Origin of the sequence: Halomonas sp. A020, assembly GCF_027943625.1 — a bacterium.
GTDB classification, from domain to species: domain Bacteria; phylum Pseudomonadota; class Gammaproteobacteria; order Pseudomonadales; family Halomonadaceae; genus Vreelandella; species Vreelandella piezotolerans.
The window spans coordinates 3,680,342-3,706,454 of the sequence record NZ_AP022850.1 but is presented as its reverse complement, the minus strand read 5'-3'; the positions used below and the strand labels follow the sequence as shown (position 1 = coordinate 3,706,454).

General features: G+C 59.0%; 22 protein-coding genes. 9 read left to right on the top strand and 13 right to left on the bottom strand.

The features are described from left to right. Positions 1-60: 60 nt before the first annotated feature. From pgi to serB, 4 genes are all read left to right on the top strand, one after another. Positions 61-1,764: a glucose-6-phosphate isomerase gene (gene pgi, locus FRH_RS17450; protein WP_281997334.1), complete on the top strand. Its 1,704-nt coding sequence runs from the start codon at positions 61-63 to the stop codon at positions 1,762-1,764. 182 nt (positions 1,765-1,946) lie between these two features. Next, positions 1,947-3,842: a DNA topoisomerase IV subunit B gene (parE, locus tag FRH_RS17445; protein WP_153842821.1), complete on the top strand. Its 1,896-nt coding sequence runs from the start codon at positions 1,947-1,949 to the stop codon at positions 3,840-3,842. 7 nt (positions 3,843-3,849) lie between these two features. Continuing rightward, the gene (gene parC, locus FRH_RS17440; RefSeq protein ID WP_281997333.1) at positions 3,850-6,102 is read left to right on the top strand and encodes a DNA topoisomerase IV subunit A; all 2,253 of its coding nucleotides are present in this window, start codon (positions 3,850-3,852) and stop codon (positions 6,100-6,102) included. 3 nt (positions 6,103-6,105) lie between these two features. Then, positions 6,106-7,023 (top strand): phosphoserine phosphatase SerB, encoded by a 918-nt coding sequence (gene serB / locus FRH_RS17435; RefSeq protein ID WP_153842823.1) that lies wholly within the window; start codon positions 6,106-6,108, stop codon positions 7,021-7,023. A gap of 70 nt (positions 7,024-7,093) precedes the next feature. Here the strand turns inward: serB and FRH_RS17430 are convergent, their stop codons facing one another. The 7 genes from FRH_RS17430 to FRH_RS17400 all read right to left on the bottom strand — a co-directional run bounded on the left by FRH_RS17430 (position 7,094) and on the right by FRH_RS17400 (position 13,963). Next, the gene (locus tag FRH_RS17430; RefSeq protein ID WP_331250795.1) at positions 7,094-7,945 is read right to left on the bottom strand and encodes a DUF6694 family lipoprotein; all 852 of its coding nucleotides are present in this window, start codon (positions 7,943-7,945) and stop codon (positions 7,094-7,096) included. A gap of 180 nt (positions 7,946-8,125) precedes the next feature. Continuing rightward, the gene (locus FRH_RS17425; protein WP_139527096.1) at positions 8,126-8,512 is read right to left on the bottom strand and encodes a Na+/H+ antiporter subunit G; all 387 of its coding nucleotides are present in this window, start codon (positions 8,510-8,512) and stop codon (positions 8,126-8,128) included. Between the two features lie 22 nt (positions 8,513-8,534). After that, complete coding sequence (locus FRH_RS17420) at positions 8,535-8,804, bottom strand: K+/H+ antiporter subunit F (RefSeq protein ID WP_044629074.1); 270 nt, start codon at positions 8,802-8,804, stop codon at positions 8,535-8,537. Next, positions 8,798-9,295, bottom strand: a complete 498-nt coding sequence (locus FRH_RS17415; RefSeq protein WP_139527097.1) for a Na+/H+ antiporter subunit E — start codon at positions 9,293-9,295, stop codon at positions 8,798-8,800. Before FRH_RS17415 ends, FRH_RS17420 begins: the two co-directional genes overlap by 7 nt. Further along, positions 9,292-10,803, bottom strand: a complete 1,512-nt coding sequence (locus FRH_RS17410) for a monovalent cation/H+ antiporter subunit D (RefSeq protein WP_139527098.1) — start codon at positions 10,801-10,803, stop codon at positions 9,292-9,294. Before FRH_RS17410 ends, FRH_RS17415 begins: the two co-directional genes overlap by 4 nt. After that, positions 10,800-11,132 (bottom strand): Na+/H+ antiporter subunit C, encoded by a 333-nt coding sequence (locus tag FRH_RS17405; protein WP_139527099.1) that lies wholly within the window; start codon positions 11,130-11,132, stop codon positions 10,800-10,802. Before FRH_RS17405 ends, FRH_RS17410 begins: the two co-directional genes overlap by 4 nt. Continuing rightward, positions 11,132-13,963: a monovalent cation/H+ antiporter subunit A gene (locus FRH_RS17400; protein ID WP_281997332.1), complete on the bottom strand. Its 2,832-nt coding sequence runs from the start codon at positions 13,961-13,963 to the stop codon at positions 11,132-11,134. The genes FRH_RS17405 and FRH_RS17400 overlap by 1 nt, the downstream gene beginning before the upstream one ends. 159 nt (positions 13,964-14,122) lie before the next feature. Between FRH_RS17400 and FRH_RS17395 the strand changes: the two genes are divergently transcribed. Together FRH_RS17395 and leuA are read left to right on the top strand one after the other, a co-directional pair. Further along, positions 14,123-14,995 (top strand): ion transporter, encoded by an 873-nt coding sequence (locus FRH_RS17395; protein WP_139527101.1) that lies wholly within the window; start codon positions 14,123-14,125, stop codon positions 14,993-14,995. A gap of 16 nt (positions 14,996-15,011) precedes the next feature. Further along, the gene (gene leuA, locus FRH_RS17390) at positions 15,012-16,718 is read left to right on the top strand and encodes a 2-isopropylmalate synthase (protein WP_281997331.1); all 1,707 of its coding nucleotides are present in this window, start codon (positions 15,012-15,014) and stop codon (positions 16,716-16,718) included. A gap of 112 nt (positions 16,719-16,830) precedes the next feature. Here leuA and FRH_RS17385 read toward each other — a convergent pair whose 3' ends face one another. The 3 genes from FRH_RS17385 to epmB all read right to left on the bottom strand — a co-directional run bounded on the left by FRH_RS17385 (position 16,831) and on the right by epmB (position 20,801). After that, entirely contained in the window at positions 16,831-18,840 is a 2,010-nt protein-coding gene (locus FRH_RS17385; protein ID WP_139527255.1) for a pyrroloquinoline quinone-dependent dehydrogenase, read from the bottom strand. Between the two features lie 46 nt (positions 18,841-18,886). Next, the gene (locus tag FRH_RS17380) at positions 18,887-19,243 is read right to left on the bottom strand and encodes a hypothetical protein (RefSeq protein WP_281997330.1); all 357 of its coding nucleotides are present in this window, start codon (positions 19,241-19,243) and stop codon (positions 18,887-18,889) included. 523 nt (positions 19,244-19,766) lie between these two features. After that, on the bottom strand, positions 19,767-20,801 hold the full coding sequence (gene epmB, locus FRH_RS17375) for an EF-P beta-lysylation protein EpmB (RefSeq protein WP_239296937.1): 1,035 nt from the start codon (positions 20,799-20,801) through the stop codon (positions 19,767-19,769). A 116-nt stretch (positions 20,802-20,917) separates the two neighbouring features. Between epmB and efp the strand changes: the two genes are divergently transcribed. Together efp and epmA are read left to right on the top strand one after the other, a co-directional pair. Continuing rightward, a complete protein-coding gene (efp, locus tag FRH_RS17370; RefSeq protein WP_139527117.1) occupies positions 20,918-21,484 on the top strand; it encodes an elongation factor P in 567 nt (188 codons plus the stop codon). Between the two features lie 99 nt (positions 21,485-21,583). Continuing rightward, positions 21,584-22,564 (top strand): EF-P lysine aminoacylase EpmA, encoded by a 981-nt coding sequence (epmA, locus tag FRH_RS17365; RefSeq protein ID WP_281997329.1) that lies wholly within the window; start codon positions 21,584-21,586, stop codon positions 22,562-22,564. A 23-nt stretch (positions 22,565-22,587) separates the two neighbouring features. Here epmA and asd read toward each other — a convergent pair whose 3' ends face one another. From asd to rsgA, 3 genes are all read right to left on the bottom strand, one after another. Continuing rightward, complete coding sequence (gene asd, locus FRH_RS17360) at positions 22,588-23,430, bottom strand: archaetidylserine decarboxylase (RefSeq protein WP_281997328.1); 843 nt, start codon at positions 23,428-23,430, stop codon at positions 22,588-22,590. A gap of 10 nt (positions 23,431-23,440) precedes the next feature. Then, complete coding sequence (locus FRH_RS17355) at positions 23,441-24,283, bottom strand: sulfurtransferase (RefSeq protein ID WP_219861135.1); 843 nt, start codon at positions 24,281-24,283, stop codon at positions 23,441-23,443. Between the two features lie 77 nt (positions 24,284-24,360). Next, complete coding sequence (gene rsgA, locus FRH_RS17350) at positions 24,361-25,380, bottom strand: small ribosomal subunit biogenesis GTPase RsgA (RefSeq protein WP_281997327.1); 1,020 nt, start codon at positions 25,378-25,380, stop codon at positions 24,361-24,363. A 146-nt stretch (positions 25,381-25,526) separates the two neighbouring features. Between rsgA and orn the strand changes: the two genes are divergently transcribed. Further along, positions 25,527-26,111, top strand: coding sequence for an oligoribonuclease (gene orn / locus FRH_RS17345; RefSeq protein ID WP_139527122.1), 585 nt, complete (start codon positions 25,527-25,529; stop codon positions 26,109-26,111). Positions 26,112-26,113 lie beyond the last annotated feature (2 nt).

The window sequence follows — 26,113 nt, the reverse complement described above, 5'->3', positions numbered from 1 at the left end:
AGAACAGGCCTGATCCATTCAGATTCCTGCCTCACGGAACGACGCCACAGGAGAGGGCACATGGCTTTCGCAACAGCAACTCCCGATACGCTTCCCGCTTGGCAAACGTTACAGCAGCATGCGCAAGCGCTTAAACACGTTCACTTGAAAAACCTGTTTGGGGACGACCCTGGACGCTGGCAGCACTTTACGCGTCAGGTAGCGGGGCTGACCCTCGATCTTTCCAAGCAGCGTTGGGACGACGATACGCTGGAGCATCTGCTGGCGCTGGCGCGCGAAGCGGGTGTTCCAGGCGCTATCGAGGCGCTGTTGAGCGGCAAACGGGTGAACGTCAGTGAGAACCGCCCGGCGCTGCATACTGCCTTGCGCTTACCTGCGGATGCGAGCCTGGACGTGGAAGGCGAGGATATCGTCGAGGCCGTGCATGACAGCTTGGCGCAGATGGAGCGTCTGGTGCAGCGCCTGCACGCTGGCCAGTGGCGTGGGGCCACTGGCAAGCCGATTCGTCACGTGGTGAACTTAGGTGTGGGCGGCTCGGATTTGGGGCCGCTCATGGTAACCCATGCGCTATCGGACTATCGGCCCCGGGATATTCATCCGGTCGAGGTGCATTTTGCCTCGACCATGGATGGCTCGCAGCTGGCGGATTACCTCAGCCGTTTCAACCCGGAGACCACGCTGTTCGTGCTGTCGTCCAAGTCGTTCACCACCATCGATACGCTCTCCAATGCGAACACGGCCCGCGACTGGTTGATCGGGCGACTCACCCAGCACGCCGACCTGCCGGACGCGAGCCCTCATGCCAAACCGGTCAGCGAGGCGCTGATCGTGCGCCAGCATTTCATCGGTGTATCGGCCAGCCCTGAAAAGATGAGTGAATGGGGGATAGCCTCTGACCATCAGCTGATGTTTTGGGAGTGGGTCGGCGGGCGCTACTCGCTGTGGGGCACCATTGGGCTGCCCATCGCACTGGTGGTAGGCATGGCGCATTTTCGAGAACTGTTGGCGGGTGCCCACGCTATGGATAGCCACTTCCGCGATGCGCCGCTGGCCGACAATCTGCCGGTGCTGTTGGGCTTGGCGGGCATCTGGAACGTCAACTTTCTGGATATTCGCGCCCACTCGATTCTGCCCTACGACGGACGGTTGGAGTACTTTGCCGCTTACCTAGAGCAGCTCGAGATGGAGTCCAACGGTAAGTCGGTCACCCGACAGGGCCAAGCAGTCAACTACTCCACCTGCCCGGTACTCTGGGGGCAGCTCGGCCCGAACGCCCAGCACGCCTTTTATCAGTTGCTGCACCAGGGCACCCAACCGGTGGTCTGCGATTTCATTGCTCCCCTGAAGCGTTACGACGAGGTAGAGGAGCCGGATACCCGCCGCCACTTGAAGGCTCAGCATCGCCTGGCGTTGGCCAACTGCTTTGCACAATCCCGCGTGCTGATGCTGGGGGATGACGCCCTCGACGAAGAGGGCCCACGGCCCGAGCACAAGCGATACCGGGGCAATCAGCCCTCGACCACGGTGCTGCTGGATCAGTTGACGCCCGCCACGTTGGGCGCGCTGATTGCACTTTACGAGCACAAGGTCTTCGTTCAGGCCGTCATTTGGGACATCAACCCCTTCGATCAGTGGGGCGTCGAGCTGGGTAAGCAGATTGCCACCGATACCCAGGCCATCATCGATGGCGAGGGCGATATCGCTCGTATGGATGCGTCTAGCCGCGGTCTCATCGAGGCATTGTGGGCGGCAGAGCAGGCGTAGGCCGTTCGATCTATATGGCTGGATATACAGCTTTTTGCTTTTCCGCTATCCTGTGTGCGTTTAGGCGCGGTCTATCGTGTTGAGCCTCTGTGATGAGTGTTCGAGGTGGCGTCTTTGCACGCCACTCAGCCAGACCGCGTCTGCGCTTTTGTTCAGTCCGTTTTTTCAGGAACCGACGTTACATGACCCAGTTTGATGCCTCCCAGTACGGCGCGAGTTCGATCGAGGTCCTTTCAGGGCTCGAGCCGGTGCGCAAGCGTCCCGGTATGTATACCGATACCTCGCGTCCCAATCACCTCGCGCAAGAAGTCATCGACAACAGTGTCGACGAGGCGCTGGCCGGGCATGCGTCGAGCATTAGCGTGGTGCTGCAGAGTGACGGCGCCATCGAGGTGCAGGATAACGGTCGGGGCATGCCCATCGACCTGCACCCGGAGCACGGCGTATCGGGGGTCGAGCTCATTCTCACCAAGCTGCACGCGGGCGGTAAGTTCTCTTCGTCGAGCTACCGCTTTTCGGGCGGCCTTCACGGCGTGGGCGTCTCGGTGGTCAATGCGCTGTCGCGACGCTTGGAAGTCGAAGTCACCCGCGACGGCGCCCGCCACGCCATTGCCTTCGAGCACGGCGAAAAGGTCGAAGAGCTGCACGAAGTCGGTAAGGCCGCCAAACGTGCCACCGGCACCCTGGTGCGCTTCTGGCCGGACGAGAGCTACTTCGACAGCCCGAAGCTCGCGCTCTCCAAACTCAAACACCTGCTGCGCGCCAAAGCGGTGCTTTGTCCAGGGCTCGCGGTCACCCTGGTCGAGCCGGATGGCACCAAAACCGAGTGGGCCTACGCCGATGGCCTGCGCGACTACTTGGCCGAAGCCACCGATGGTTACGAGGTGCTGCCCAAAGAGCCGTTCGTCGGCCACTTCAGCGACGACGAGCACGGCGTGGACTGGGCCATTCAGTGGCTGCCGGAGGGCGGCGAGGCGCTGCTCGAAAGTTACGTCAACCTGATTCCCACGCCCCAGGGTGGCACGCATGTCAACGGCTTTCGGTCTGGCCTGCTGGACGCCCTCCGGGAGTTCTGTGAATATCGCAGCCTGCTGCCACGCGGCATCAAGCTGACCGCCGAGGATTTATGGGAGCGCGCCTCCTTCGTGCTTTCGGTGAAAATGCTCGACCCCCAGTTTGCGGGACAGACCAAGGAGCGCCTCTCGTCGCGCACCATTGCGGGGTTCGTGTCCGGGGTCGTCAAAGACGCCTTTTCGCTGTGGCTGAACCATCACGTCGAGCAGGCCGAACAGCTAGCCGAGCTGGTGATCAGCGCCGCCCAGCAGCGTCAAAAGAAGTCGAAGAAGGTCGCGCGGAAGAAGGTCACGTCAGGCCCAGCGCTGCCCGGCAAGTTGGCGGACTGCTCCGGTCAGGATCCGGCGCAGAGCGAGCTGTTTTTAGTCGAGGGGGACTCGGCCGGTGGCAGCGCCAAGCAGGCGCGTAACCGCGATACTCAGGCCATCCTGCCGCTGCGTGGCAAGATCCTCAACACCTGGGAAGTCGACTCCCACGATATTTACGGCTCCCAGGAAGTGCACGATATTGCCGTGGCGATTGGCGCCGACCCCGGCAGCGCCGACCTCGAAAAGCTGCGCTATCACAAGATCTGCATCCTGGCGGATGCCGACTCCGACGGGCTGCACATCGCCACGTTGCTCTGCGCGCTGTTCGTCAAACACTTCCCCGCTCTGGTCGATGCCGGGCATGTCTTCGTGGCCATGCCGCCGCTCTACCGGATCGACCTGGGTAAAGAGGTGCATTACGCCCTGGATGAGAGCGAGAAAGCCGCCATTTTGAAACAGCTAGCGAAAAAACGCGGCACCCCCAACGTTCAGCGCTTCAAAGGGCTGGGGGAGATGAGCCCGCTGCAGCTACGCGAAACCACCATGGCCGTGGAAACCCGCCGTCTCGTACAGCTCACGCTGGACGAGGGCGACGGCACCCTGGAAATGATGGACATGCTGCTCGCCAAAAAGCGCGCCAGCGACCGCAAGAAGTGGTTGGAAGATTACGGTAACTTGGCAGACATTGAGGTATGACCCCCCGATGACCATGGATATTCAGGTAGCGGAGGGCGACGTCGAGCGTCTGTCCCTGCGCGATTACACCGAAAAAGCGTACCTCGACTACTCGATGTACGTCATTCTAGACCGCGCGTTGCCCAACATTGGCGATGGCATGAAGCCCGTACAGCGGCGCATCATTTACGCCATGCGCGAGCTGGCGCTGCACGCCAATGCCAAGTACAAGAAGTCGGCGCGTACCGTGGGTGACGTGCTGGGTAAGTTCCATCCCCACGGGGATAGCGCCTGCTACGAAGCCATGGTGCTGATGGCGCAGTCGTTCAGCTACCGCTACCCGCTGGTGGATGGCCAAGGCAACTGGGGGAGCCCCGATGACCCCAAATCGTTTGCGGCCATGCGCTACACCGAGGCCAAGCTTTCCAAATTTGCCGAGGTGTTGCTGAGTGAGTTGGGCCAGGGCACTGTGGAGTGGGCGCCCAACTTCGATGGCACCATGCAGGAGCCGGTGGTATTGCCCGCGAGGCTGCCCCACGTGCTGCTCAACGGGGGCACCGGGATTGCCGTGGGCATGGCCACCGATATTCCGCCCCATAACGTCTCCGAGGTGGTGGAGGCCACTTGCCATCTGCTGCGTCACCCCGAGGCCACCACGGCGGACTTGATGGCGTTCGTCCCTGCCCCGGATTTCCCGACGGATGCAGAGATCATCACGCCGAAAGCGGATCTGCGTAAGCTCTACGAGACCGGCCGTGGCTCGGTCAAGCTGCGCGCCCGCTACGTGCGCGAAGAGGCCAATATCGTCATTACCGCCGTGCCTTATCAGGTTAGCGGTGCCAAGGTGTTGGAGCAGATCGCCGCGCAAATGCAGGCGAAGAAGCTGCCCATGGTCGCCGACCTGCGCGACGAGTCGACCCACGAAGAGCCAACCCGCCTGGTGATCGAGCCGCGCTCGAGCCGTGTGGATGTCGAATCGCTGATGGCGCACCTGTTTGCCACCACGGATCTCGAAAAGAACGTGCGGGTCAACATGAACGTGATCGGCCTGGATGGGCGCCCGCGGGTGATGCCGCTGACCGACATGCTGGGGGAGTGGCTGCGTTTCCGCCGTGCCACCGTGCGCCGCCGCTTGGAGCACCGCCTTGGCAAGGTGGAAGATCGGCTGCATATTCTGGAAGGCCTGCTCACGGCGTATCTGAACATCGACGAGGTGATTCGTATCATCCGTGAAGAGGATGAGCCCAAACCTGCGCTGATGAGTGCCTTTGGCCTGAGCGAGCGTCAGGCAGAAGCGATTCTCGAGCTGCGTCTTCGTCATCTCGCCAAGCTGGAAGAGATGAAGATTCGCGGTGAGCAGGACGAGCTGGAGAAAGAGCGGAAGACCCTGCAAGGGCTGTTGGCGAGCGACGCCAAGCTCACCACGCTGATCGAAAAAGAGATTCGCGCTGCGGGTAAAGAACATGGCGACGACCGCCGCTCGCCGCTGGTCGAGCGCAGCGAAGCCAAGGCGCTGTCAGAAGTGGAGCTGCTGGGCGCCGACCCGATTACCGTCGTGCTGTCGGATAAGGGGTGGATTCGTGCGGCCAAAGGCCACGATATCGACCCGGAGGGGCTCTCTTATAAAGCGGGCGATGGCTTTCGTCTCGCTGCGCGTGGCAAGACCAACCAGCCATTGGTGCTGTTGGACGATACGGGCCGCGCGTATACCTTGGCGGCACATAACTTACCCAGTGCCCGAGGGCAGGGCGAGCCGGTGACGGGCCGCGTGAATGTCGCCGCCGGGGCACAAATGGCGGGGTTGATGCTTGCGCCGCCTACCACGCGCTTTCTGCTGGCCAGCGACGGCGGTTACGGGTTCGTGGCTCAGCTCGAAGCGCTCACGGGCAAAAACAAGGCGGGTAAAGCCGTGCTCAGCGTGCCCAAGGGGTGTAGCGTCATGCCTCCCATCGAGGTGCCGGAGGGCGAAGGGCTGTGGGTCGCCTCGGTCTCCAATGAGGGGCGCTTGCTGCTGTTTCCTCTGGATCAGTTGCCGGAAATGGCCAAGGGCAAGGGCAACAAAATGCTCGATATCCCCGGCCCCCGCGCGTCGCGCCGGGAAGAGTTCGTGCGCGACATCGCCATCGTGACGGAAGGAAGTGAGCTCATCATTCATGCTGGCAAACGTAAATTGACGCTCAAAGCGGACGATCTCGCGTATTATCGCGGTGAGCGCGGCCGGCGGGGCAGTAAGCTGCCGCGTGGTTTCCAAAAAGTCGATCGTTTAGAAGCAGGGGAGTAACGGATGGCACGCGGGAATGTGGTGGTCACGCTGATAGCGCCGCGCCTGACGGCAACGGTGGAGCTGGCAGTGGCGTCGCTCATGGAGCAGTTTGGCCTACAGGAGGAGCGTCGCCAGACGTTGGCGGACACGGCACGTGGCAGCGTCATGGATTGTTTGGAGCTTCACGTCAGCGGCGCGCCCGAATCGCTCACGGCGCTGCGTCAGGCGGCGCTGGCGTTGGGGGATACCCATGGTGTGGATCTCGTCGTACAGCCACTCCGCTCCGGCGAGGCGCCGCGTTTGGCCTGCTTCGACATGGACTCGACGCTGATCGAGGCGGAAGTGATCGACGAGCTGGCCCGGCGCCATGGCGTCGGTGAAGAAGTAGCAGAAGTGACCGAGCGAGCCATGCGCGGCGAGCTGGATTTCAAAGCCAGTTTCCGCGAGCGCATGAGCAAGCTGGAAGGTCTCGAAGAGTCGGTACTGGCGAACATTGCCGCAGAGCTGCCGCTCATGGAGGGCGTCGAGCGCCTGCTGGTCAATTTGAAACGCTTGGGCTTCCGAACCGTGATTCTTTCCGGGGGCTTTACCTATTTCGCTCGCTATTTGCAGGAGCGGCTGGGTTTCGACGAAATTCATGCCAACGAGTTGGTCATCGAGCAGGGTAAAGTGACCGGCGCGGTGCAGGAGCCCATCGTCGATGCGGAGCGGAAAGCGGCGCTGCTGACGCAGATCGCCAAGCGGGAAGGGGTGCCGTTGGCGCAGACCGTTGCCGTGGGCGATGGCGCGAACGATTTAAAAATGCTCGCGACGGCAGGCATGGGGGTGGCCTTTCGCGCCAAACCGCTAGTGCGGGCAGAAGCGCGACAAGCCATTTCCGTGGCGGGGCTGGATGGCGTGCTGTATCTGCTGGGCTATAGCGACGCTGAGCTTCTCTAAGTCGGCGACGGATCGGTGAAAACGGCGGTGCTGATCTGCTCAGCGCCGCCGTTTTATGAGTGGCTATCTGTTAATCATCGCTAGCGCCGCTATCCGCGGTTTGAGGGCGTATTCCTTCATACTCCTCGCGCAGCGATGTGAGTCGTTCCGTCTCGCTGTCGGTGAGCGGTGGCGCGTTCCATAGCGGCTCGCCGTTGGCATCGTTGACGCCCAAGAGGGTCAGCGATAGTTCGGCATTGCGGGGAATTTGATCGTTGCCCCAGGGCCCGAAACGGTTGGGCGCTAGGCTCCAGGTGGCGCTTTCGCCGGGCGCTAGCCCCCCTGAAATCACGTAGTAGAAGGTTTGATCCACCCAGGCGATATCCCGCTCGGGGCTTTCCAGTAACCCACGCAGCATGAGCTCTGAGATAGTGTGATCCGTGCCATTCGTTACGGCCAATTCGATCACTGGCTCTAGCGCGCCAAAGGGGCTAGTGGCAAGGTAGTAGCGAGCGTTATCGATGCGGATTTGTGCCAAGCGCTCCTGGTCACGCTGAGCGTTAGCCTGTTTGGCTTCGAGACGATTGAGCGTGCGCAACGCTTGCTCGCGTTCACGCGCGCGTCGTTCGCGTAGCATGCTGTCGGCGCGCTCGATGATTTCATCTCCTGTCAGTCCATGCATGTACGCATTGGCCGATTCGGCAATTTCAGCCGCGTTCATGCGCTGGGGATTGAAGGGATCGATACCGCTAAACGATGACATGGCAATGATTTTGACCGCGGTATCGAACTCGTCGCGCTTGTAAGTGGGCAGCGACTCGCGCACTTTTTCGATCGATACCACCGCGGCAGGCATGGAGCTCGTATCCACCTTGGGGTCGGAGCAGCCCGCAAACATCAGGGCAGACAAAGAAAGTGCAGATAGCCTGAGTAGGCGCCACATAGTTACGTTACCTCATAAAATCGATCGGCAAGAGCTTACCGGAAAGTGGCATTTGCCACTACTTTCTGTCGAGTACTTCTCAGGCTGATCGCCAAGTCTTTTGCTGCTTGGTCGGCGGTTTAGCAGCCGACCAAAAAAAAGCGCTGGCGAGATGCCAACGCTCGCAGAGAGAGGCGATGCCTAGCCGTGCCCTTTGTCCGGGTGGGGCACCGGCTTTTCACCGACTTCTTCTGAACGTAACTCAATCGGTTTGCCCTGGGTCTTTTGAGTATGCTTCAACTGCATATGAAGGCCGGTTTTGGCCAGCAGATGGGCGCTGACCGGTGCGGTGATGAAGAGGAAGAGCGTGATCAGCAGCTCCTGGATATCCGGTTTACCATCGACGCTCCAGAAATAGCCCATGGAGGCAATCAGCATGCAGCCGATGCCGAGCGTGGTGGCTTTGGTAGGGCCATGTAAGCGCATGTAGAAATCGCGCAGGTGTGCCATACCTAACGAGCCGATGAATACGAATACACCGCCCGCTAACAGCAGCAAAGAAATGATCGCTTCAACGAAAAATGGCATCACTGCACCCCATCGATCAGGTTCATTCGATAATATCTCCGCGCAGAATGTATTTGCACACGGCCACGGTGCTAATAAAGCCGAGCATGGCGATCAGCAGGGCCGACTCGAAATAGGTCTTACTGTTGAGCCATAACCCGAGCAGCACGATCAAGGCGATGGAGTTGACGTACATGGTGTCCAGCGCCAGCACCCGATCAGGGAGGTCGGGGCCCACCGTCAGTCGGTAAAGGTTCATTAGTAGAGCCATCACCACCAGCGCTAAGGTGATATAGAGCGCAATACTCAGCATTCGTAAATCTCCTTGAGCGGCCGTTCGTAGCGTTCGCGAATTTGCTCGATGAGCGCCTCTTCATCGTCCACATTCAACGCATGGATCAGCAGGGATTTGCCATCCATACGCAGGTTGGCCGATACGGTTCCCGGCGTCAGGCTGATCGTGCTGGCGAGCAGCGTGATGGTAAAACGCTCCTCCAACATCAGGGGGTACTCGATGAAGTGGGGTTTGAGTTTGCGCCACGGGTTCGCGATCAGGTACGCCACCTCGAAATTGGCGGTCACGATATCGCCTAATACTCGCAATCCAAAGCGCAGTAGCAGCATGGGTTTGTTGATACGTGGCCGGGCATCCCAAAAGCGATGGGTCAACAAAGGAATCACGATGGCCAGCGCGCCCCCCAATACCAGCTGACCAAAAGCGTAGCTGCGTACCAGGAGCAGCCATACCAGAAGCAGCAGTAACGATAGCACCGGTGTGGGTAGCCATTTGCGTGGGATAATCATGGTGTTTCTCCTGCGTCGGGCAGCAGCGTTTCGATCAATCGCTGAGGGTTGGCAAGCTGCTCACCCGTGGCTTGGGTGTAGCTGCTTACCGGCCCGGCAAAGGCCACCAGCAGCGGCGCAGCGCTGAGTAGCCACAGCATGCCCATCCACTGATAGCGGGATAGCGGACTGCCGCTAGGGCTGCCCCGGTGGCTGCGCCAAAACAGCGTTGAGCCCGCCCGGGAGAGGGCGATGAGCGAGGCGAGACTGGCCAGCAGCAGCAGCGGCCATAGCCACACGCGCTGGGTGCCCTCGGCCGCTACCAGGACCATCGCTTTCCCCAAAGCACCCGACAGCGGTGGCATTCCCACCACGGCAATCGCACCGATGAAAAAGGCGATCGCCAGCGCATTGCCTTGTACCAGTGGGCGTCCTTTGACGATCCGCGTGCCGGCCTTGCCGCGCTGTAAGCCAATCATTTCCGCCAGTAGGAACAGGCCACCGGTCACCAGGGTCGTGTGGATGAGGTAGTAGAGCAGGGCAGACGTGGCCTCGGCGGAGCGCATGCCTACACCCGCCAGCAGCGTGCCAACCGAAATCAACACCAAGTAAGCCACCAACAGGCGTAGGTCACGGGCGGCCATCACGCCCACGCCAGCCGCTGCCAAGGTGGCAAGGGCTAGCCACCATACCCACGGCTGTTCCAGCGCGACGAGCCCGCCTGCCTGCTCGCCAAACATCAGCGAATAGACCCGAAGAATGGCGTAGATACCCACCTTGGTCATGATGGCAAACAGGGCTGCCACCGGGGCAGGTGCCGCTGCGTAGGCGCGGGGGAGCCAGAAATAGAGCGGCAAAATGGCCGCTTTCAGGCCAAATACCACCAGCAGCATTAACGCACCGGCCGTTACAAGCCCTTCACGCTCGGCGGGCAGGCTGGCGATTTTATAGCCCATATCCGCCATATTGAGCGTGCCGGTGGCCCCGTACAGAATGCCAACCGCAATCAAGAACAGCGACGAGCCTGCCAGGTTGAGCACCACATAGTGAACGCTGGCCTGAATGCGCGCTTTGCCGCCGCCGTGTAGCAGCAGTGCGTAGGAAGCCAACAGCAGCACTTCGAAGAAAACGAACAGGTTGAACAGATCGCCGGTCAAGAACGCGCCGTTGATACCCAGCAACTGCCACTGGAACAAGCCGTGGAAGTTACTGCCTTTCTCGTCGTCGCCACCGCAGGCAAACACCACAGCGCCCACGGCTAACAGAGACGTCAGGAGCACCATCAGCGCGGAGAGGCGGTCGAGCACTAGTACGACGCCAAACGGGGGTTGCCAGTCGCCCAACGCGTAGTAGGTGATATCGCCGCTGGCGGCTTGGTGCAGCAGAGCAATCGAAGCTAGCAGCAATAGAAACGTGGCAACGACACTGACGGCGCGCTTGTAATGCACGAGCCCCTGGCGTTGGTAAAGCAACAAAATACCTGCGACCAGCGGCAGTACCACGGGCAATACAATCAGATGCTGAATCATTCGCGGTCTTCCTTTTTACCATCCACGTGGTCGTTACCGACTTCGCTACGCGCCCGCATGGCGAGAATGACGACGAACGCCGTCATGGCAAAGCCGATGACGATGGCGGTGAGGACCAGTGCTTGAGGAAGCGGGTCGGCGAACTGAGAGCCCTCATTGACTAACGCGGCGCCATCCGTGGTCAGCCCGCCCATGGAGAACAAGAACAGATTGACCGCATAAGAGAGCAGCGTAAGGCCCACCACGACCGGGAACGTCCTTCCACGCAGCGTCAGATACAGCCCGCAGGCAGTCAAAACGCCCGTGGTAATGGCGTAGAGCATTTCCATTAGTGGGACTCCTTTTCGTTCGGCGTGTCGTGGTGGTCGGACATCTTCGGATCGGTCACCGGTCGGTGCGGTGTCGTCACCTTGCCCAAATTGGCCAAAATCATCAGTGTGGCGCCCACCACCGCGAGATACACACCCAAGTCGAACAGCAGCGCCGTGGCAAGCTCGAACGTGCCAATCAGCGGTAGACTGAAATAGCCAAACGACGAGGTTAGGAAGGGGTAACCCAGCAGCCAACTACCCAGCCCGGTGAGGGTGGCAATGGCCACACCGACCACGGCGACGGGCTGGAAGGGAAAGTTCAGGCGCTCCTGTGCCCACTCGACGCCCCGCGCCATGTACAGCAGGATCAACGCAACCGCGGTGATCAAACCGGCAATGAAGCCGCCGCCGGGCTGGTTATGGCCGCGTAAGAAGATGAAGGCCGAGACCAGCAGGGCCAACGGCAGCAGTGCCATGGAGATCGAGGTCAAAATGGCCGGGTAGCGATCCGGCGACCAGACGCGCCCTTCGCCATCGCTGTGTGGCATGAACAGGCGCAGGCGGTTGAGCAGTTTGAAAATGGCCAGGCCGGCAATCGCCAATACGGTAATTTCGCCCAGCGTATCGAAGCCCCGGAAGTCGACCAGGATGACGTTGACCACGTTGTAGCCGCCGCCGCCAGGCTTGCTGTTCTCCACGAAGAAGTTGGAAATCGAAAGCGTCTCGCGAGTCATCACCGCGTAGTTCAAACTGGCCACCACAAGGCCCAGCGCACCGGCTAGCAGGATGTCGCGTACGTTGCGCATCGGACTCGATTCGGTTGGTGTTTTTTGCGGCAGAAAGAAGAGTGCCAGCATGAGCAAAATCATCGTCACGACCTCCACCGACAGCTGGGTCAACGCGAGATCCGGTGCGGAGAAGCGGGCAAAGGTCAGGGCGACGAACAGGCCCACTACCGACAGCATCAATAGTGATATCAAACGGTAGCGGTGGGTGGCCGCAGTAGCGACACCTCCAAACATCAGCATGCCTGCGCCGAGCAGTACGACGCCATCGATGGGCTGATTGCCTTGGCTCCCCGTCAGTTCTTGGATGCTGGCAAGACCGATCACCCCCATGAGTAGAGCGGCCCCCAGTAACCAGCCCATGTAGCGCTGTAGCGAATTGCCTTCCAGCTTGGTCATGACCTGTTCGGCGCGATAGCCGGTGGTAAGGATCAAACGCTCGAAAACGCGACGGGCATCGACGCTGTCGAAGGGCTGCATGAAACGACGCAGATCGGCATGGCGCCAGTACATGGCAATGCCCGCTGCAAAGGCGAGCAAGCTCATCATCAATGGCAAATTCACGCCGTGCCAGATGGCGAGATAGAACGATAACGGCTCACCCAACACGGTGTGGGTGGCTAGCTCCAAAATACCGGTCGCAAAAAAAGCAGGGAATAGGCCCACCAAGACACATAGCGCGACCAAAAGCTCCACGGGCAAACGCATGAGGTGAGGCGGCTCGTGAGGGGCTTTGGGCGTCTTCTCGCGGGCGGGCTTGTAGAAGACCGCATGGACCAGTCGCAGCGAGTATGCCACCGAAAGAATGCCGCCCAGCGCCGCCAACGCGGGCAGTACCCAGCTCAAGCCGCCCAGCACGGGAGTGGCGAGTGTCTCGGTAAAAAACATCTCTTTCGATAAAAAGCCGTTGAACAGCGGTACCCCCGCCATGGCGGCGGCGGCCAAGGTGGTGAGCAGGGCGGTGACCGGCATCGCTTTTTTTAGCCCGCCAAGCTGCTTCAGCTCCCGGGTGCCGGTTTCATGGTCGATGATGCCCGCGCTCATGAACAGCGCTGCTTTGAAGGTGGCGTGGTTCAGGATATGGAACAGCGCCGCCAGCACGGCCATGGGGCTGCCAATCCCCAGAAGTACGGTGATCAAGCCCAAGTGGCTGACGGTCGAAAACGCCAAAATGCCTTTCAAGTCGGTTTTGAACAGCGCAAACCACGCGCCATAGAGCAGCGTGATGGTACCCACCAGTGGCACGATCACGCTCCACAGCGCGCTATCGGCAATGGCCGGATGCAAACGCGCCATAAGAAAAATGCCCGCTTTCACCATGGTGGCCGAGTGCAGGTAAGCCGATACCGGCGTAGGAGCCGCCATGGCGTGGGGAAGCCAGAACTGAAAAGGAAACTGTGCGGACTTGGTGAACGCTCCCAGTAATACTAGGACCAGCATCAGCGGGTAGCGCGCATCCTCGACGATGGCAGCGCCGCTAGTCAGTACGACATCCATGCGGTAGCTGCCTGCCATATCACCCAGCAGTAGCAGGCCCGCCAGCAGAGCCAGTCCGCCTGCACCGGTCACGGTCAGTGCCATGCGTGCCCCTTTACGAGCATCGCTTCGGTAGGACCAAAAACCAATCAGCAGAAACGACGATAGGCTGGTCAGCTCCCAGAACAGCCAAAGTAGGATCAAATTGTCGGACATGGAAATGCCGACCATCGATGCCATGAACAGCATCAAGAATGCGTAAAAACGTCCAAAAGGCTCATCGCTTGCCAAATAAAAGTGGGCATACAATAGAATTAACAGTCCTATGCCCAGTATGAGCAGGTTGAAAAGCAGCGACAGGCCATCAAGGCGAAACGCCAGCTCCAGGCCAAGGGCGGGCATCCAGTCGGCTGCAAAACGCAGCACTTCGCCCTCCAGCAGGGCCGGAATTTGCAGCAGCGTGAGTAGTAGCGCCGTTGCTGGCAGTATGCCCGTGGCAAGCGAGCACCAAGTGCGGCCGCGTTGGGCAGTCAGTGCCGGCACCAGTACGCCCAGTAACGGCAGTAAGGCGATCCACAGCAGTGTCATGAGGTCATCCAGCGCAAAAAATCAAAAAGTCCCCCAAGCAACGAGCGTTGCCCAGGAGGCGAAGATACATCAAGTGAAACAACAGGATATCACTTGTATGGAAGGTGCGTGATTTTAGTATAAAGTGTCGACGTTAATCGTTAAGAGACTCCTTGCTCCATGAGTGAACCCTTTAATACCTGGCAAGCCCGCTTTGAAAAGCTGCGTAGCAACAAGTTTTTTGAAGGGTTGGTCATTTCCATTATCGTGATCTCTGCGCTGGTGATTGGCGCGAAAACCTACGAAGAAACGTCCCGAATAGAGCAGTGGTTGCTCTATCTGGATGTCGCCGTCACGGTGTTCTTCCTGGTCGAGATTCTGATCAGAATGGCAGCCGAGCGCAACTTAGTCAGCTTTTTTAAGAAGGGCTGGAACGTTTTTGATTTTTTGATCGTCACCGCCAGCCTGATTCCCATGGACGATTCGGAGATGGTGCTGCTGGCGAGACTGCTACGGATCTTCCGTGTACTGCGCTTGGTATCGATGATTCCCGAGCTACAGATGCTGCTCGCGGCGCTGGTCAAGTCGATTCCCCGCATGGGCTACGTCGTACTGCTCATGTTCATCATCTTTTATATCTATGCGGCGCTGGGAAGCTTTCTTTTTCACGACGTGGATGAGTTTTTATGGGGCAACATCTCCATTGCCATGTTGACGCTGTTTCGCATTGCGACGTTCGAGGACTGGACGGACGTGATGTACGCCACTCAGGAAGTGTACGTTTGGAGCTGGATTTACTACTTGACGTTCATTTTTCTTACGGCGTTTATTTTTCTTAATATGATGATAGGTATCGTGCTGGACGTGATGCAAAAAGAGAGCGCGCAACTCGATACCGACTATGAGGAAGGCGATCCGGCACAGCTGCAGGCGCTGCGTGATGACGTCCACTCGCTGAAAATGCAGCTCGATCGTATGGAAGCCGCCATGGCAGAGCGTCATGCAGCTACGACGCCTCCACATCGCCCTTCAGACTCTGCGACAACCGATTAACGACAGGAGCGCCACTATGATGCTGTCCGACCCCTCTAAAAAGTATCGCCCCTTCGTGGCCGTGGACTTGCCTGACCGCCAGTGGCCAAGCCAGCGTATCGACACTCCGCCCATCTGGTGCAGCGTGGATCTGCGCGATGGCAACCAGTCGCTGATCGATCCGATGGATCAAGAGCGTAAACAGCGCCTGTTCGACATGCTCTTGAAAATCGGTTTCAAAGAGATCGAAGTGGGTTTCCCTTCCGCGTCGCAAACCGACTTCGACTTCGTACGTTCGCTGATCGAGCAAGACAAAATTCCTGAGGACGTGACCATTCAGGTGCTGACCCAAGCGCGTCCACACCTGATCGAGCGCACCTTCGAGGCGTTGAAGGGCGTCAAGAACGCCATCGTTCACGTCTACAATGCCACCGACCCGATGTTTCGTCGGGTGGTGTTCAACGTGGATAAAACCGAGTGCGTGCAGATTGCCGTCGATGCGACAGCACAGATTCGTGACTTGATGGCGTCCAACTCGGAGACGAACTGGACTTTTCAGTACTCCCCCGAGCTATTCACCACCACCGAGATGGACTTCGCCGTCGAGATCGTCGAGGCGGTGATGGATACCTTTGGCCCTAGCGTCGACAATAAAATGATCGTCAACCTGCCGGCCACGGTGGAAGTCGCCACGCCGAACAACTACGCCGACCAGATCGAGTGGTTCTGCCGCCATGTGAAAAAGCGCGATACCCTGATCGTCAGCGTTCACCCGCACAACGACCGTGGTACTGGCGTGGCGGCCGCCGAGCTAACGCTGATGGCGGGAGCGGATCGCGTCGAGGGCACGCTGTTTGGCAACGGCGAGCGTACGGGTAACGTGGATATCGTCACGCTGGCGATGAACATGTATACCCAAGGCGTTCACCCGCAGCTCGACTTCTCCAACATCACTCCCATCATGCGTGAGGCCGAGTATTGTAACCAGTTGCCCGTTCACCCACGTCATCCCTATGTGGGCGATCTGGTCTTCACCGCATTCTCGGGCTCTCACCAGGATGCCATCAAAAAGGGCATGGCCGACCGTCGCGTTCACCCTGAAGCGCCGTGGGATGTCCCCTACTTGCCCATCGACCCCCTAGACGTTGGCCGTAGCTACGAAGCGGTCATTCGCGTGAATAGCCAGTCGGGCAAGGGCGGTATCTCCTACTTATTAGAGCAGGAGTACGGGATCGAACTGCCGCGCAGACTCTCTATCGAGTTCAGCCAAGTGGTCCAGGAAGTCGCCGACCGCACGGGTAAAGAGATCACCTCGCAGATGATCTACCAAGCCTTCGCCGACGAATACTTGGAACAGCGTTCACCCCTGGCACTGGTCAACCATCGCCTCTCGTCCGAGCCAGATAGCCCTAAAGTGGCGCTGGAAGCGACGGTCGAGAATGGTGGTCAGCGGCAAACTCTGACCGGCGAAGGCAACGGCCCGCTGGCCGCGTTCATCAAAGCGCTGGTGGCAAGCGGGCAAGAGGTGGAAATCATCGACTACCACGAGCACTCCCGTGGCCAGGGAGCCGATGCCGAGGCCATCGCCTACGTCGAGGTGCGTATCGATGGCAAAGCGGTGTTCGGCGTAGGCACCGATGAGAGCATCACCAGCGCCTCCATGAAGGGAGTGCTGAGCGCCATTAATCGCCACTACTCCACTCAGCCCGCAGCGGCAAACGTGACGGCAGCGACATTGGGATAAGTGCTCAGACGATTCCTCCAAAAAGGATATCAACGCACTGACAGTGGGCGTTAATCAAAACGGAGCTGCCCCCTATAGGCCGCTCCGTTAATGGATGCCTCAACCGCCGACGCTATTCTGGCAGGGCGTAAACGGCGATCTGATCACCTACCTGATTTTTCAGAATGGTATTGCCACCAGAGACGAAGGCGACGTATTGCCGGCCCTCGTACTCATAGACCGCGGGGTTGGAGACGGAAGGGGCTTCGGTTTGGTCCGACCATAGCTCCTCACCGGTTTCCAGCGAGTAGGCACGTACCTTGGCATCCATCGAGGCGCCGATGAAAATGACGTTACCTGCGGTGACGGCTGGACCGCCAATGGTAGGCGAGCCCCAACGTTCGGGCATGAAGAAGCCATACTGTTGAGAAACGCCCATTGGTCGGCGCCATTTGATGTCTCCCGTGGTCATATCGATGGCAACGAGTTCGCCGAAGGGCGGCTCCCAGCAAGGCATGCCCCAGCGATTGAGCGCGACTTCCAAACGCATACCGTAGGGCGCTCCTTCCTGAGGGGCGAAGCCGCTTTCGTTGCCTGATCCGCTATCTGCTTTTTCATAGGCCTCGCGCTCATATAGCTTGATGTACTGCACGATGTGCGAGGTATTGACAATAGCGGTCTGGCTGTCAGGCTCGAAGGCCACTCCACCCCACTGCACGCCGCCGGCGCTAATGGGATAGCCCAGCGTGCCTTCACCTTGAGTCGTCGGTGGGGTGTACATGCCTTCGTAGCGGAGTTCATCCCAGAGCGCCGAGCATTCGCCAAAGCTGACTGCGTCGGCAAGCGCCCAAACGTTGGGTTTCTCGGATTGATCCAACAGCGGTACCGGTTTGGTCGGGAATGGCTGGGTGGGCGCGTAAACCTCACCTTCGACGCTACCGTCGCCGCTCGGCACTGGCCGCTCTTCGATAGGCCACACGTCCTCGCCGGTTTCGCGATTCACCACGAAGAGAAAGCCCATTTTGGTCGCCTGAAGCAGTGCCGGGATCTCTTCGCCATCGACGGTAATGTCCATCAACGTCGGGGCCGCAACGGTATCGTAATCCCAGATATCGTGGTGAACCCATTGGCGTGACCACACCACCTCGCCTGTCTCGATATCCACGGCGGTGGTGGATGTTCCTAAGGGCACTTCCTCGGTGCGATTGCCGCCCCAGTAGTTGGGGGATGGCGAAGACACGGGTAAATATACCAACCCTAGCTCTTCATCAGCGGACATATGTGTCCACACGTTAGCCGTTCCGCTCTGCTCTCGCACCTCATCAGAGAGCGCCTGGAATGTCCATTCGCGCTCGCCGGTGCGCGCATTGATGGAGAAGACCGTGCCAGGGGGCGCCTGCTCGTAGGCCCAATCATTGCCTGCCCAGCCAAGAATCAAGTGGTCGCCCACAACGGTGGGAGGCTGCAGTAATGACAAGGGCCATTTATCGTGGGTGTCGTTCCATTGATTGACGTCGAGCACGCCGTTCTCGGCAAAGTCTGCGCACTGTTCGCCGGTATCGGCGTCGACTGCAAACAGCTGGGCATCCATGGTGCCCATGTAGATTATTTTTTGGCAGGGCTCGCCTGCTACTGAATCATTCGCCTCCCAATAGGCGACACCGCGATTCTTCAAGGCGGGCTGGGTGAGAGCTTCCAAGGAGGATTGTGTATCGAAACTCCATTTCTCTTCACCACTTGCAGGGTCAAGTGCCAGGATCCGGTAAAACGGCGTGCCGATGTACAGCGTATCATTGGCAAACACCGGCGTGGCTGACCAAACCGTCGCGGGCAGATCGCCTGAGCCATCGGCCACATCGCCCGTATGCAACTCCCAGACTTTTTCCAAATCGGCGACGTTATCTGCAGTGATCTGATCGAGCGGGCTGTACTTCTGGGCGTTGAGCTGGCCGTGGAAGCTGTCCCAGGTAGGCTCTCCAGGTACCAATGGGATGGGCGCGGCGCTAGAAGCTGTTTCCAATGAAGCATTGTCTTGCGCTGTTGATGGTTCGTTCTCGACTGAGACCTCCTGAGCCATGAGCGGCAACGGGGTTAGGCCGAGGGTCAAAGCGGTCATCGCGCTTAAACCAGGCTTAAAGGACATCAGTGGAGCGCTGGAGAAGGATAAACGGGTCGTCATGAGCAACTCCTTAAGAATGGGCAAGGTGCGCTGGGCGCATCAGGTCGAGTATCAGGCCTATCAGGCCTACTACCATGGCTACGCCTATCCACCATTGATGAAGTAGCACAGCGGCGAATCCCGTGCCGCCGAGACCCAGCAGAATGAGTATCCGGAGGAAAATGGCAGAGCCGGGACCTTGAGTAGACGCCAGTAGCAAGGCCAATATGGCAAGCGCGAGACAGGCCAAGATGGCTACCAATGCACCGAGTGTTCCAGTGACGCCGGTCAGTGGAGTGAAATAGGCATACAGCGCGATGGCAAGCCCCGTAAGCGACGCGATTAGCAGGACGATCGCGCCCGATTTTGAGGGAAAAGATGACGACATGACGAGTTGGCCTCCTGCCGTGGGTGGTTCCTGATCTGAAATCTAACGCCGCATCAAGCAGAGTTAGACTTATAAACCTAGCAGAAAACGACATCCTTACGATCTGGAAACATGCAAAAGCTCCAAAGACGCCTATCCCGTTTTCGTAAGCAGAGGGATAGCGCGTGCATGTTGGGTGCCTGATATGGTTCTACTTGCGACAAGACTAGGCCTCTTTGGTCGGCGGCATCCCCGGAACAGCTTTCGAAGGAGGCGTCATCGCGGATCAATGACGAGAAGTAGCTATTTAAAACGCTCATTATTTCAATACATGTGCAGAGCGTCGCTAGTTTACCCAGTATTTATGAAGGCTCTGTTGATCAAACCTTAGAGGCCCAAGCATAGGCAGGAGGTGTTGCTCATCACGGCGGATGAACTGGTGGCTGTACGCTGGGCCTATCTGAAAGATGTAAACTAACGTCTCGGTCGTCGCTTCATTGCTGAGTCACCCGAGCTACTGAGAGCCGCAGTTTTACCAAATGTATCACAGCGGCGTTTTACTCCCTTTTCCGGGGATCTCCCGCACCAAGCGCGGCATCAAAAAACCGGGCAAATGATCGCGCAGTGCAGCCACCAAGTCGCGGGCTTCGTCGTCGGGCACATCGAAATGGGCAGCGCCCTGTACAGGATCGAGTACATGCAGGTAGTAGGGCAGAATGGCTGCCTCGAACAGCCGCTCCGACAGCGCTGCCAAGGTGGCGACGTCATCGTTGATGCCGCGCAGCAGCACGCTCTGGTTGAGGAGCGTTGCGCCCGCTCGTTTGAGTCGCGCGCAGGCATCGACGACCGCCTGATCGATCTCGTTGGCGTGGTTGATATGCAATACCACGACCGTTTGCAGGCGTGTCGATGTGAGCCAGCCGAGTAAAGCGTCATCTACTCGGTCAGGAATCACCACCGGTAGACGGGTATGAATGCGCAGTCGCTTGAGGTGAGCAATGCTTTCTAACTGTTCGACCAGCCAGGCCAGTTGGCGGTCATTGGCCGCCAACGGGTCACCACCCGACAAAATTGCCTCGTGTAGGGTCGTGTCGCTACGTAGGTAGTCGAGTGCTTCCTGCCACTGCGCTCTTGAGGGGGAGTTATCGCTGTAGGGGAAATGGCGGCGAAAGCAGTAACGACAGTTGATCGCACAGTTAGGGCTGGCGATCAGCAGCACCCGGCCCGCATACTTATGGATCAACCCTTTCGCTGGCCGATGGTCGGCCTCTTCCAGAGGATCGACGACGTAGCCTTGAGGCGTCAGCGCCTCTTCGCTTAGCGGCATCACTTGGCGCAACAAGGGGTCGTTGATGTCGGCATGGGCGATTCGTGTGAGGTACGCTTCCGGCACGCACACGTCGAAAAGGTCATGCCCTATTCGAGCGCCCGCTAGCCAGTCACGGCTCAAACCCAGCCGTTCACACAGTATTTGTGGGTCGCGAATGGCGTGAGTAAGCTGCTGCTGCCAAGTGGAAGGCACCCGTGCGTCACGATGGCTTTGCGCTTCAGACGCGGCAATAATGATGTTCTCCTGCAAAAAAGCCCTCCTTCGGGTTATCATGCGCGCACTTATTGAGCGACGCCATAGGCAACGTATGGCATCGCGCATCACCTGTCGAAGCCAATAACTGAAATGGATGATTGAGAAACATTATGGCGAACTATTCTACCAACGAATTCAAGGCCGGTCTGAAAGTAATGCTCGACGGCGACCCTTGCTCGATCGTCGAGAACGAGCTGGTCAAGCCGGGTAAAGGCCAAGCGTTCAACCGCGTCAAGCTGCGCAACTTGATGACGGGTCGTGTCGGTGAGCGTACGTTCAAATCTGGCGACTCACTGGAAGGTGCCGACGTCATGGACCTGGAAATGGAGTACCTCTACACCGACGGTGATATGTGGCACTTCATGAAGACCGACGGCTCTTTCGAGCAGTATGCCGTCGAGAAAAAAGCGCTCGGCGATACTGAAAAATGGCTCAAAGAGCAGGTGCCGTATACGCTGACCCTTTGGAACGACAAGGCGATCTCGGTCACGCCGCCCAACTTTATCGAGCTGGAAGTAGTCGAAACCGATCCCGGCTTGAAGGGCGATACGGCCCAGGGCGGCTCGAAGCCAGCCACACTGTCGTCAGGTGCCGTGGTTCGCGTTCCGCTGTTCATTAACCAGGGGGAAGTCCTGAAAATCGACACCCGTTCTGGTGAGTACGTATCACGCGCTTGATCGCGCGATAACCAAAGCGGCAGACGTAGTCGCTCGAGCATTTCATTGATAAAGCCACGCGATACTATTGCGTGGCTTTATGCTGTTAGGGAGAAGGGAATGACACTGAACTGGCAGCCAACGGCAACGGTGGACACCTTGCGCGAGCGCGCTCGCTTGATCGCTACGATGCGCGCCTTTTTTGCCGCGCGGGACATATGGGAAGTGGAGACGCCAGTGCTCGGCCAGGGAGGGAGTACCGATGTGCATTTGGTGTCGCTAGCGACGCTTGCCCGCACGGATAAAGGTCAGCGCAAACTGTGGCTGCAAACCTCGCCCGAGTTTCATATGAAGCGGCTGCTGGCAGCCGACAGCGGCCCCATCTTTCAACTGGCCAAAAGCTTTCGTGATGGTGAAGTGGGGGCACGACACAATATCGAATTCACCATGCTGGAGTGGTATCGCCCTGGATTCACACTCGCACAGCTGATCGAGGAAACGACGGCGTTGGTGGCGCACGTACTGCCGCAGTCACCGGGCCCGGTGGTGCACTACCGTTATCGTGAACTTTTCCATCGTCACTTGGAAGTCGACCCGTTCACCACGTCGCTGGAAACGCTGCGAACGCTAGCGGCGCAGCGGGGCAATATGTCGGCCCAAGCGCTAGCCGAAGAGGGGCGCGATACGTGTCTGGATCTATTGATGGGCATGGTCATCGAGCCCACGCTTGGGCAGCAGGAGCTGAGCGTGGTAGTGGATTACCCGGCGAGCCAGGCGGCGCTGGCGCGCCGCCATCGAGATGCCGATGGTGAGTGGGTGGCGTCGCGCTTCGAGCTATACATGAACGGCATCGAGCTGGCCAACGGTTACGATGAGCTGACCGATGCCGAAGAGCAGCGCCAGCGTTTCGATGCGGATAATGCCGAACGCCGCCGGTTAGGGCTGACGGAAGTGGAGGTCGATGCTCATTTGCTGGCAGCGCTAGAGCAGGGGCTGCCCGCCTCTTCCGGCGTAGCGCTAGGACTGGATCGTTTGATTCAGCTGGCGCTGGGCAAAGCACGTTTGGAAGAGGTCTTGGCGTTTTCGACGGCCAACTGCTGACCAATAGCGTTGGCCGTCTTGCATTAAGGCGTGGCTGTCGCTAGGGACTGGCCCATCTGGATTTTCGTCCCTAGCGCATGGTTGCCGAACGTAATGGGGTTGGCAAAGCACATGACCACGGTGGAACCCAGCTTGAAGCGGCCCATCTCCGCGCCTTTTTCCAGCACGATGGGCTGCCCGAAGCGCATACGCTGCGGGTGGCCCGACAGCGGCGTGACCTGACCAGACCAAACCGTCTCGATGGCCGCCACGATCATGGCGCCCACCAGCACCATGGCCATCGGGCCGTGTTCGGTATCGAAGATACAGACTAAGCGTTCATTACGGGCGAACAAGCCGGGCACATGGTTAGCGGTAGCTTGATTGACCGAGAAGAGACGCCCAGGCACGTAGATCATTTCCCGGAGCGTGCCGGTTACCGGCATATGCACGCGGTGATAATCGCTTGGCGAGAGATAGACTGTCGCAAAGCTGCCGTTCAAAAACTCATCGGCCAACCTTTTGTCGCCGCCCAGCAACGTTTGAGCGGAAAACGTGTGCCCCTTGGCCTGCACTAGCATGCCCGCCGTGGTGAGGCGGCCAAACTGAGAGAGCGTGCCGTCAGCAGGGCTCAGCACACCGTCACCCAGTGGGCGCGCATCGGCTCTTAGCGCCCGGGTGAAGAAGTCGTTGAACGTGGGATAGGCGGTCGGGTCTGGCTCGAGCGCCTGGCTCATATCCACGTTGAAGCGCTTGATGAACGCATTGATCAGAGTGTTTTTTACCCAAGGGTGATCGCACTGACCAAACTTACCCGTTAGGCGTGATAGGGCGTGCTGAGGCAGCGGGTACTGCAGCAGTGAAAAGGCTTTTTGGGAAAGAGTCACAGTAATGTCTTCATTTCTCGATAGGTGTGTCGTCGCGATTGCCCCACTCGCCCCAAGATCCCGCATAGCCGCGCATGTTGAAGCCAAGCGCCTTGCCGACTAGCCAAGTAAAGCTGCTGCGGTGATGGCTTTGGCAGTGAGTGGCAATTTCCATGTCGGGAGTGAGTCCAAGCGCATTGAGTTCGGTCATCAGCTCGGCGTAGTCGCGGATTCTCAGCGCGCGGCTGCGATCCATGGCGTCCAGCCAATCCATGTTCACTGCACCAGGAATGTGTCCTAAGTGTTTGTTATTACCGCGTTCGCCGTCGTACTCCGCCTTGGAGCGGGCGTCCCAGATGGCAAACCGCTTGTCGCCGAGCTTCTCTTTGATCTCGTCGCAGGTGATGGCGACGTTGGGGTTGAGAATCTCGGCGTGGTAGTCGCTGGGTGTCGGGGCGGTCAGCTCGGTGCTCTCTTCCAGCCCTGCGTCACGCCAGGCGTGAATGCCGCCGTTCAGGTAGGAGTAGCGGGTGTGGCCAATCAGCTCCAGCGTCCAGAGCAGCCGTGCCGCCCAGCCGCCGCCTTCGTCATCGTAGGCCACCACATGGGTGTCGCGGGTCAATCCCAGCGCGCTAAACAGCCTAGAGAGAAATGCGACCGATGGCACGTCATTGGGGACTGGACCTTCCCCGCGCATCAGGTAGCGGAAATCGAGATAGACGGCGCCAGGAACGTGGCCTTGGCGGTAGCTGTCGCCGTTGACGGGCACGTCGATGATGAGCAGTTGGGGCGCCTGCAGGTGCGCGTGTAGCTGCTCCGGCTCGACGATGAGCGGGAGTAGGTTGTGCTCTGATGAGTGGCTGGCAGTGCTCATGTCCGGTTCCCTGTCCTGGATGGTAAAACGAACACGACAGGGTGTCGCGATGCCACCCCATCATGGAGAATTCGTTACTACGGGTTCAAGCTATCGAGTATGCGTCGGTAGCTGGCAAAGCGCTCTGGATGAATCTTGCCTGCCTCGACGGCCTCTAGTAAAGCACAGCCTGGCTCATTGCGGTGGCGACAGTCGCGAAAACGGCACAGGCCCAAATAGGGATGAAACTCGATGAAGCCCTCGGTTACGTCCTGCTCGTCCAGATGGATCAGACCAAATTCCCGAATCCCTGGTGAGTCGATCAGCTCGCCATTGCTGACCTCGTCGCGGCGCATGGCGTAGAGCCTTGCCGTGGTGGTCGTGTGGGTCCCTTTGCGTGAATCTTCCGACAGCGCGCCAATGCGTAGGTTTTCATCGGGCAAGAGCAGGTCGATCAATGAAGACTTGCCCACCCCGCTTTGGCCGACGAAGACCGATGTGCGCCCCTCTAACTGCTGGCGCAGCGCATCCAAACCGTGGGGATTGGCCGTTGTCGTGCGTATGACGGGATAGCCCAGCGCACGATAACGCTCCAAGAGCTTACCTAGTTCGCCGCCATCGTCGGGCAGCAGGTCCGTTTTGTTGAGTACCAGTACCGGCGCGATTCCCGTCGCTTCGGCAGCGACCAGATAACGGTCGATCAGGTTGGTGTGGGGCGCGGGCTCCACGGCAAACACGATCAGCAGCTGGTCGATGTTGGCCGCGACCGGCTTGAGCTGACCGCGGGGGTCGGGACGCTTTAAGATGCTGTCGCGCTCTTCGCGGGCAACGACCACCCCCGAGCCGTCCTGGCCTGCCCGCCAGATGACTCGGTCACCGGTCACCAAACCCTCGAGGTTGGCGCGCAGGTGGCAGCGTATGGGCGTCCCGTCGGCGTCACGAACTTCCAGCGTGCGGCCAAAATGGGCCATGACGCGGCCCGGCTGTTCGGGGCCATATTCGCCCGCGGAGAGCTTTTCGGCGTCCTTGGCATCACGTTTTTCGGCACGCTGGGCGCGTTCGGCTTGGATTTTCTCGACGCGCCACTGCTGCTGACGGCTTAATTTACGTTTGCTCATGACCACCCGATGATCGTTACAATAGACGGCATTGTACCCATCTAGGCGGCCCACTGTCCTGTATGGGGTGCGGGTTGGCGCAAGATAAGCGACACTTTTGTTCACTGCGCCGAAACAAGGGCGACTCTGACCAAGGAATGAATGTAATGAGCGAGCAAAACGGCGCACCGCGTAGTGACCTGTTGGTGTGGATCGATTTGGAAATGACCGGTCTGGAACCGGATAAAGAGCGTATTATCGAGGTGGCGACACTGATCACCGATGCTCGTTTGAATGTCGTGGCAGAAGGGCCGGTGATCGCCGTCAAGCAGCCCGATCGCTTGCTGGCCAATATGGACGATTGGAACCAGAAAACTCACGGTGAGTCTGGATTGGTGGCGCGCGTGAAAGCGAGCACCGTCGAGACGCAAGAAGCAGAGCGTCAGACACTCGATTTCTTACGCCAGTACGTCGTTGCAGGCTCTTCGCCGATGTGCGGCAACAGTATTCACCAGGACCGCCGCTTTTTGGAGCGGGAAATGCCCGAACTTTGGGCGTTTTTCCACTACCGCAACCTGGATGTCTCGACCGTCAAAGAGCTGGCCAAGCGCTGGAACCCTGGTGCGCTGGCGGGCTTCAAGAAGCAAAACGCCCACTTGGCCATGGACGACATCAAGGAGTCGATCGCGGAACTGGCCCACTATCGTCGCACGTTTTTACGCGTGGAAGATGGCAGAGACGAAGAGGAGTAGCG

Excerpts from the sequence above, each read along its gene's own strand:
- FRH_RS17385 (WP_139527255.1), bottom strand. The coding sequence starts at position 18,840 with ATGTCCTTTAAGCCTGGTTTAAGCGCGATGACCGCTTTGACCCTCGGC.
- serB (WP_153842823.1), top strand. The coding sequence starts at position 6,106 with ATGGCACGCGGGAATGTGGTGGTCACGCTGATAGCGCCGCGCCTGACG.
- FRH_RS17405 (WP_139527099.1), bottom strand. The coding sequence starts at position 11,132 with ATGGAAATGCTCTACGCCATTACCACGGGCGTTTTGACTGCCTGCGGG.
- leuA (WP_281997331.1), top strand. The coding sequence starts at position 15,012 with ATGATGCTGTCCGACCCCTCTAAAAAGTATCGCCCCTTCGTGGCCGTG.
- FRH_RS17355 (WP_219861135.1), bottom strand. The coding sequence starts at position 24,283 with ATGAGCACTGCCAGCCACTCATCAGAGCACAACCTACTCCCGCTCATC.
- orn (WP_139527122.1), top strand. The coding sequence starts at position 25,527 with ATGAGCGAGCAAAACGGCGCACCGCGTAGTGACCTGTTGGTGTGGATC.
- FRH_RS17410 (WP_139527098.1), bottom strand. The coding sequence starts at position 10,803 with ATGATTCAGCATCTGATTGTATTGCCCGTGGTACTGCCGCTGGTCGCA.
- FRH_RS17395 (WP_139527101.1), top strand. The coding sequence starts at position 14,123 with ATGAGTGAACCCTTTAATACCTGGCAAGCCCGCTTTGAAAAGCTGCGT.
- parE (WP_153842821.1), top strand. The coding sequence starts at position 1,947 with ATGACCCAGTTTGATGCCTCCCAGTACGGCGCGAGTTCGATCGAGGTC.
- parC (WP_281997333.1), top strand. The coding sequence starts at position 3,850 with ATGACCATGGATATTCAGGTAGCGGAGGGCGACGTCGAGCGTCTGTCC.
- FRH_RS17400 (WP_281997332.1), bottom strand. The coding sequence starts at position 13,963 with ATGACACTGCTGTGGATCGCCTTACTGCCGTTACTGGGCGTACTGGTG.
- FRH_RS17425 (WP_139527096.1), bottom strand. The coding sequence starts at position 8,512 with ATGCCATTTTTCGTTGAAGCGATCATTTCTTTGCTGCTGTTAGCGGGC.
- FRH_RS17415 (WP_139527097.1), bottom strand. The coding sequence starts at position 9,295 with ATGATTATCCCACGCAAATGGCTACCCACACCGGTGCTATCGTTACTG.
- rsgA (WP_281997327.1), bottom strand. The coding sequence starts at position 25,380 with ATGAGCAAACGTAAATTAAGCCGTCAGCAGCAGTGGCGCGTCGAGAAA.
- efp (WP_139527117.1), top strand. The coding sequence starts at position 20,918 with ATGGCGAACTATTCTACCAACGAATTCAAGGCCGGTCTGAAAGTAATG.
- pgi (WP_281997334.1), top strand. The coding sequence starts at position 61 with ATGGCTTTCGCAACAGCAACTCCCGATACGCTTCCCGCTTGGCAAACG.
- FRH_RS17420 (WP_044629074.1), bottom strand. The coding sequence starts at position 8,804 with ATGCTGAGTATTGCGCTCTATATCACCTTAGCGCTGGTGGTGATGGCT.
- FRH_RS17380 (WP_281997330.1), bottom strand. The coding sequence starts at position 19,243 with ATGTCGTCATCTTTTCCCTCAAAATCGGGCGCGATCGTCCTGCTAATC.
- epmA (WP_281997329.1), top strand. The coding sequence starts at position 21,584 with ATGACACTGAACTGGCAGCCAACGGCAACGGTGGACACCTTGCGCGAG.
- FRH_RS17430 (WP_331250795.1), bottom strand. The coding sequence starts at position 7,945 with ATGTGGCGCCTACTCAGGCTATCTGCACTTTCTTTGTCTGCCCTGATG.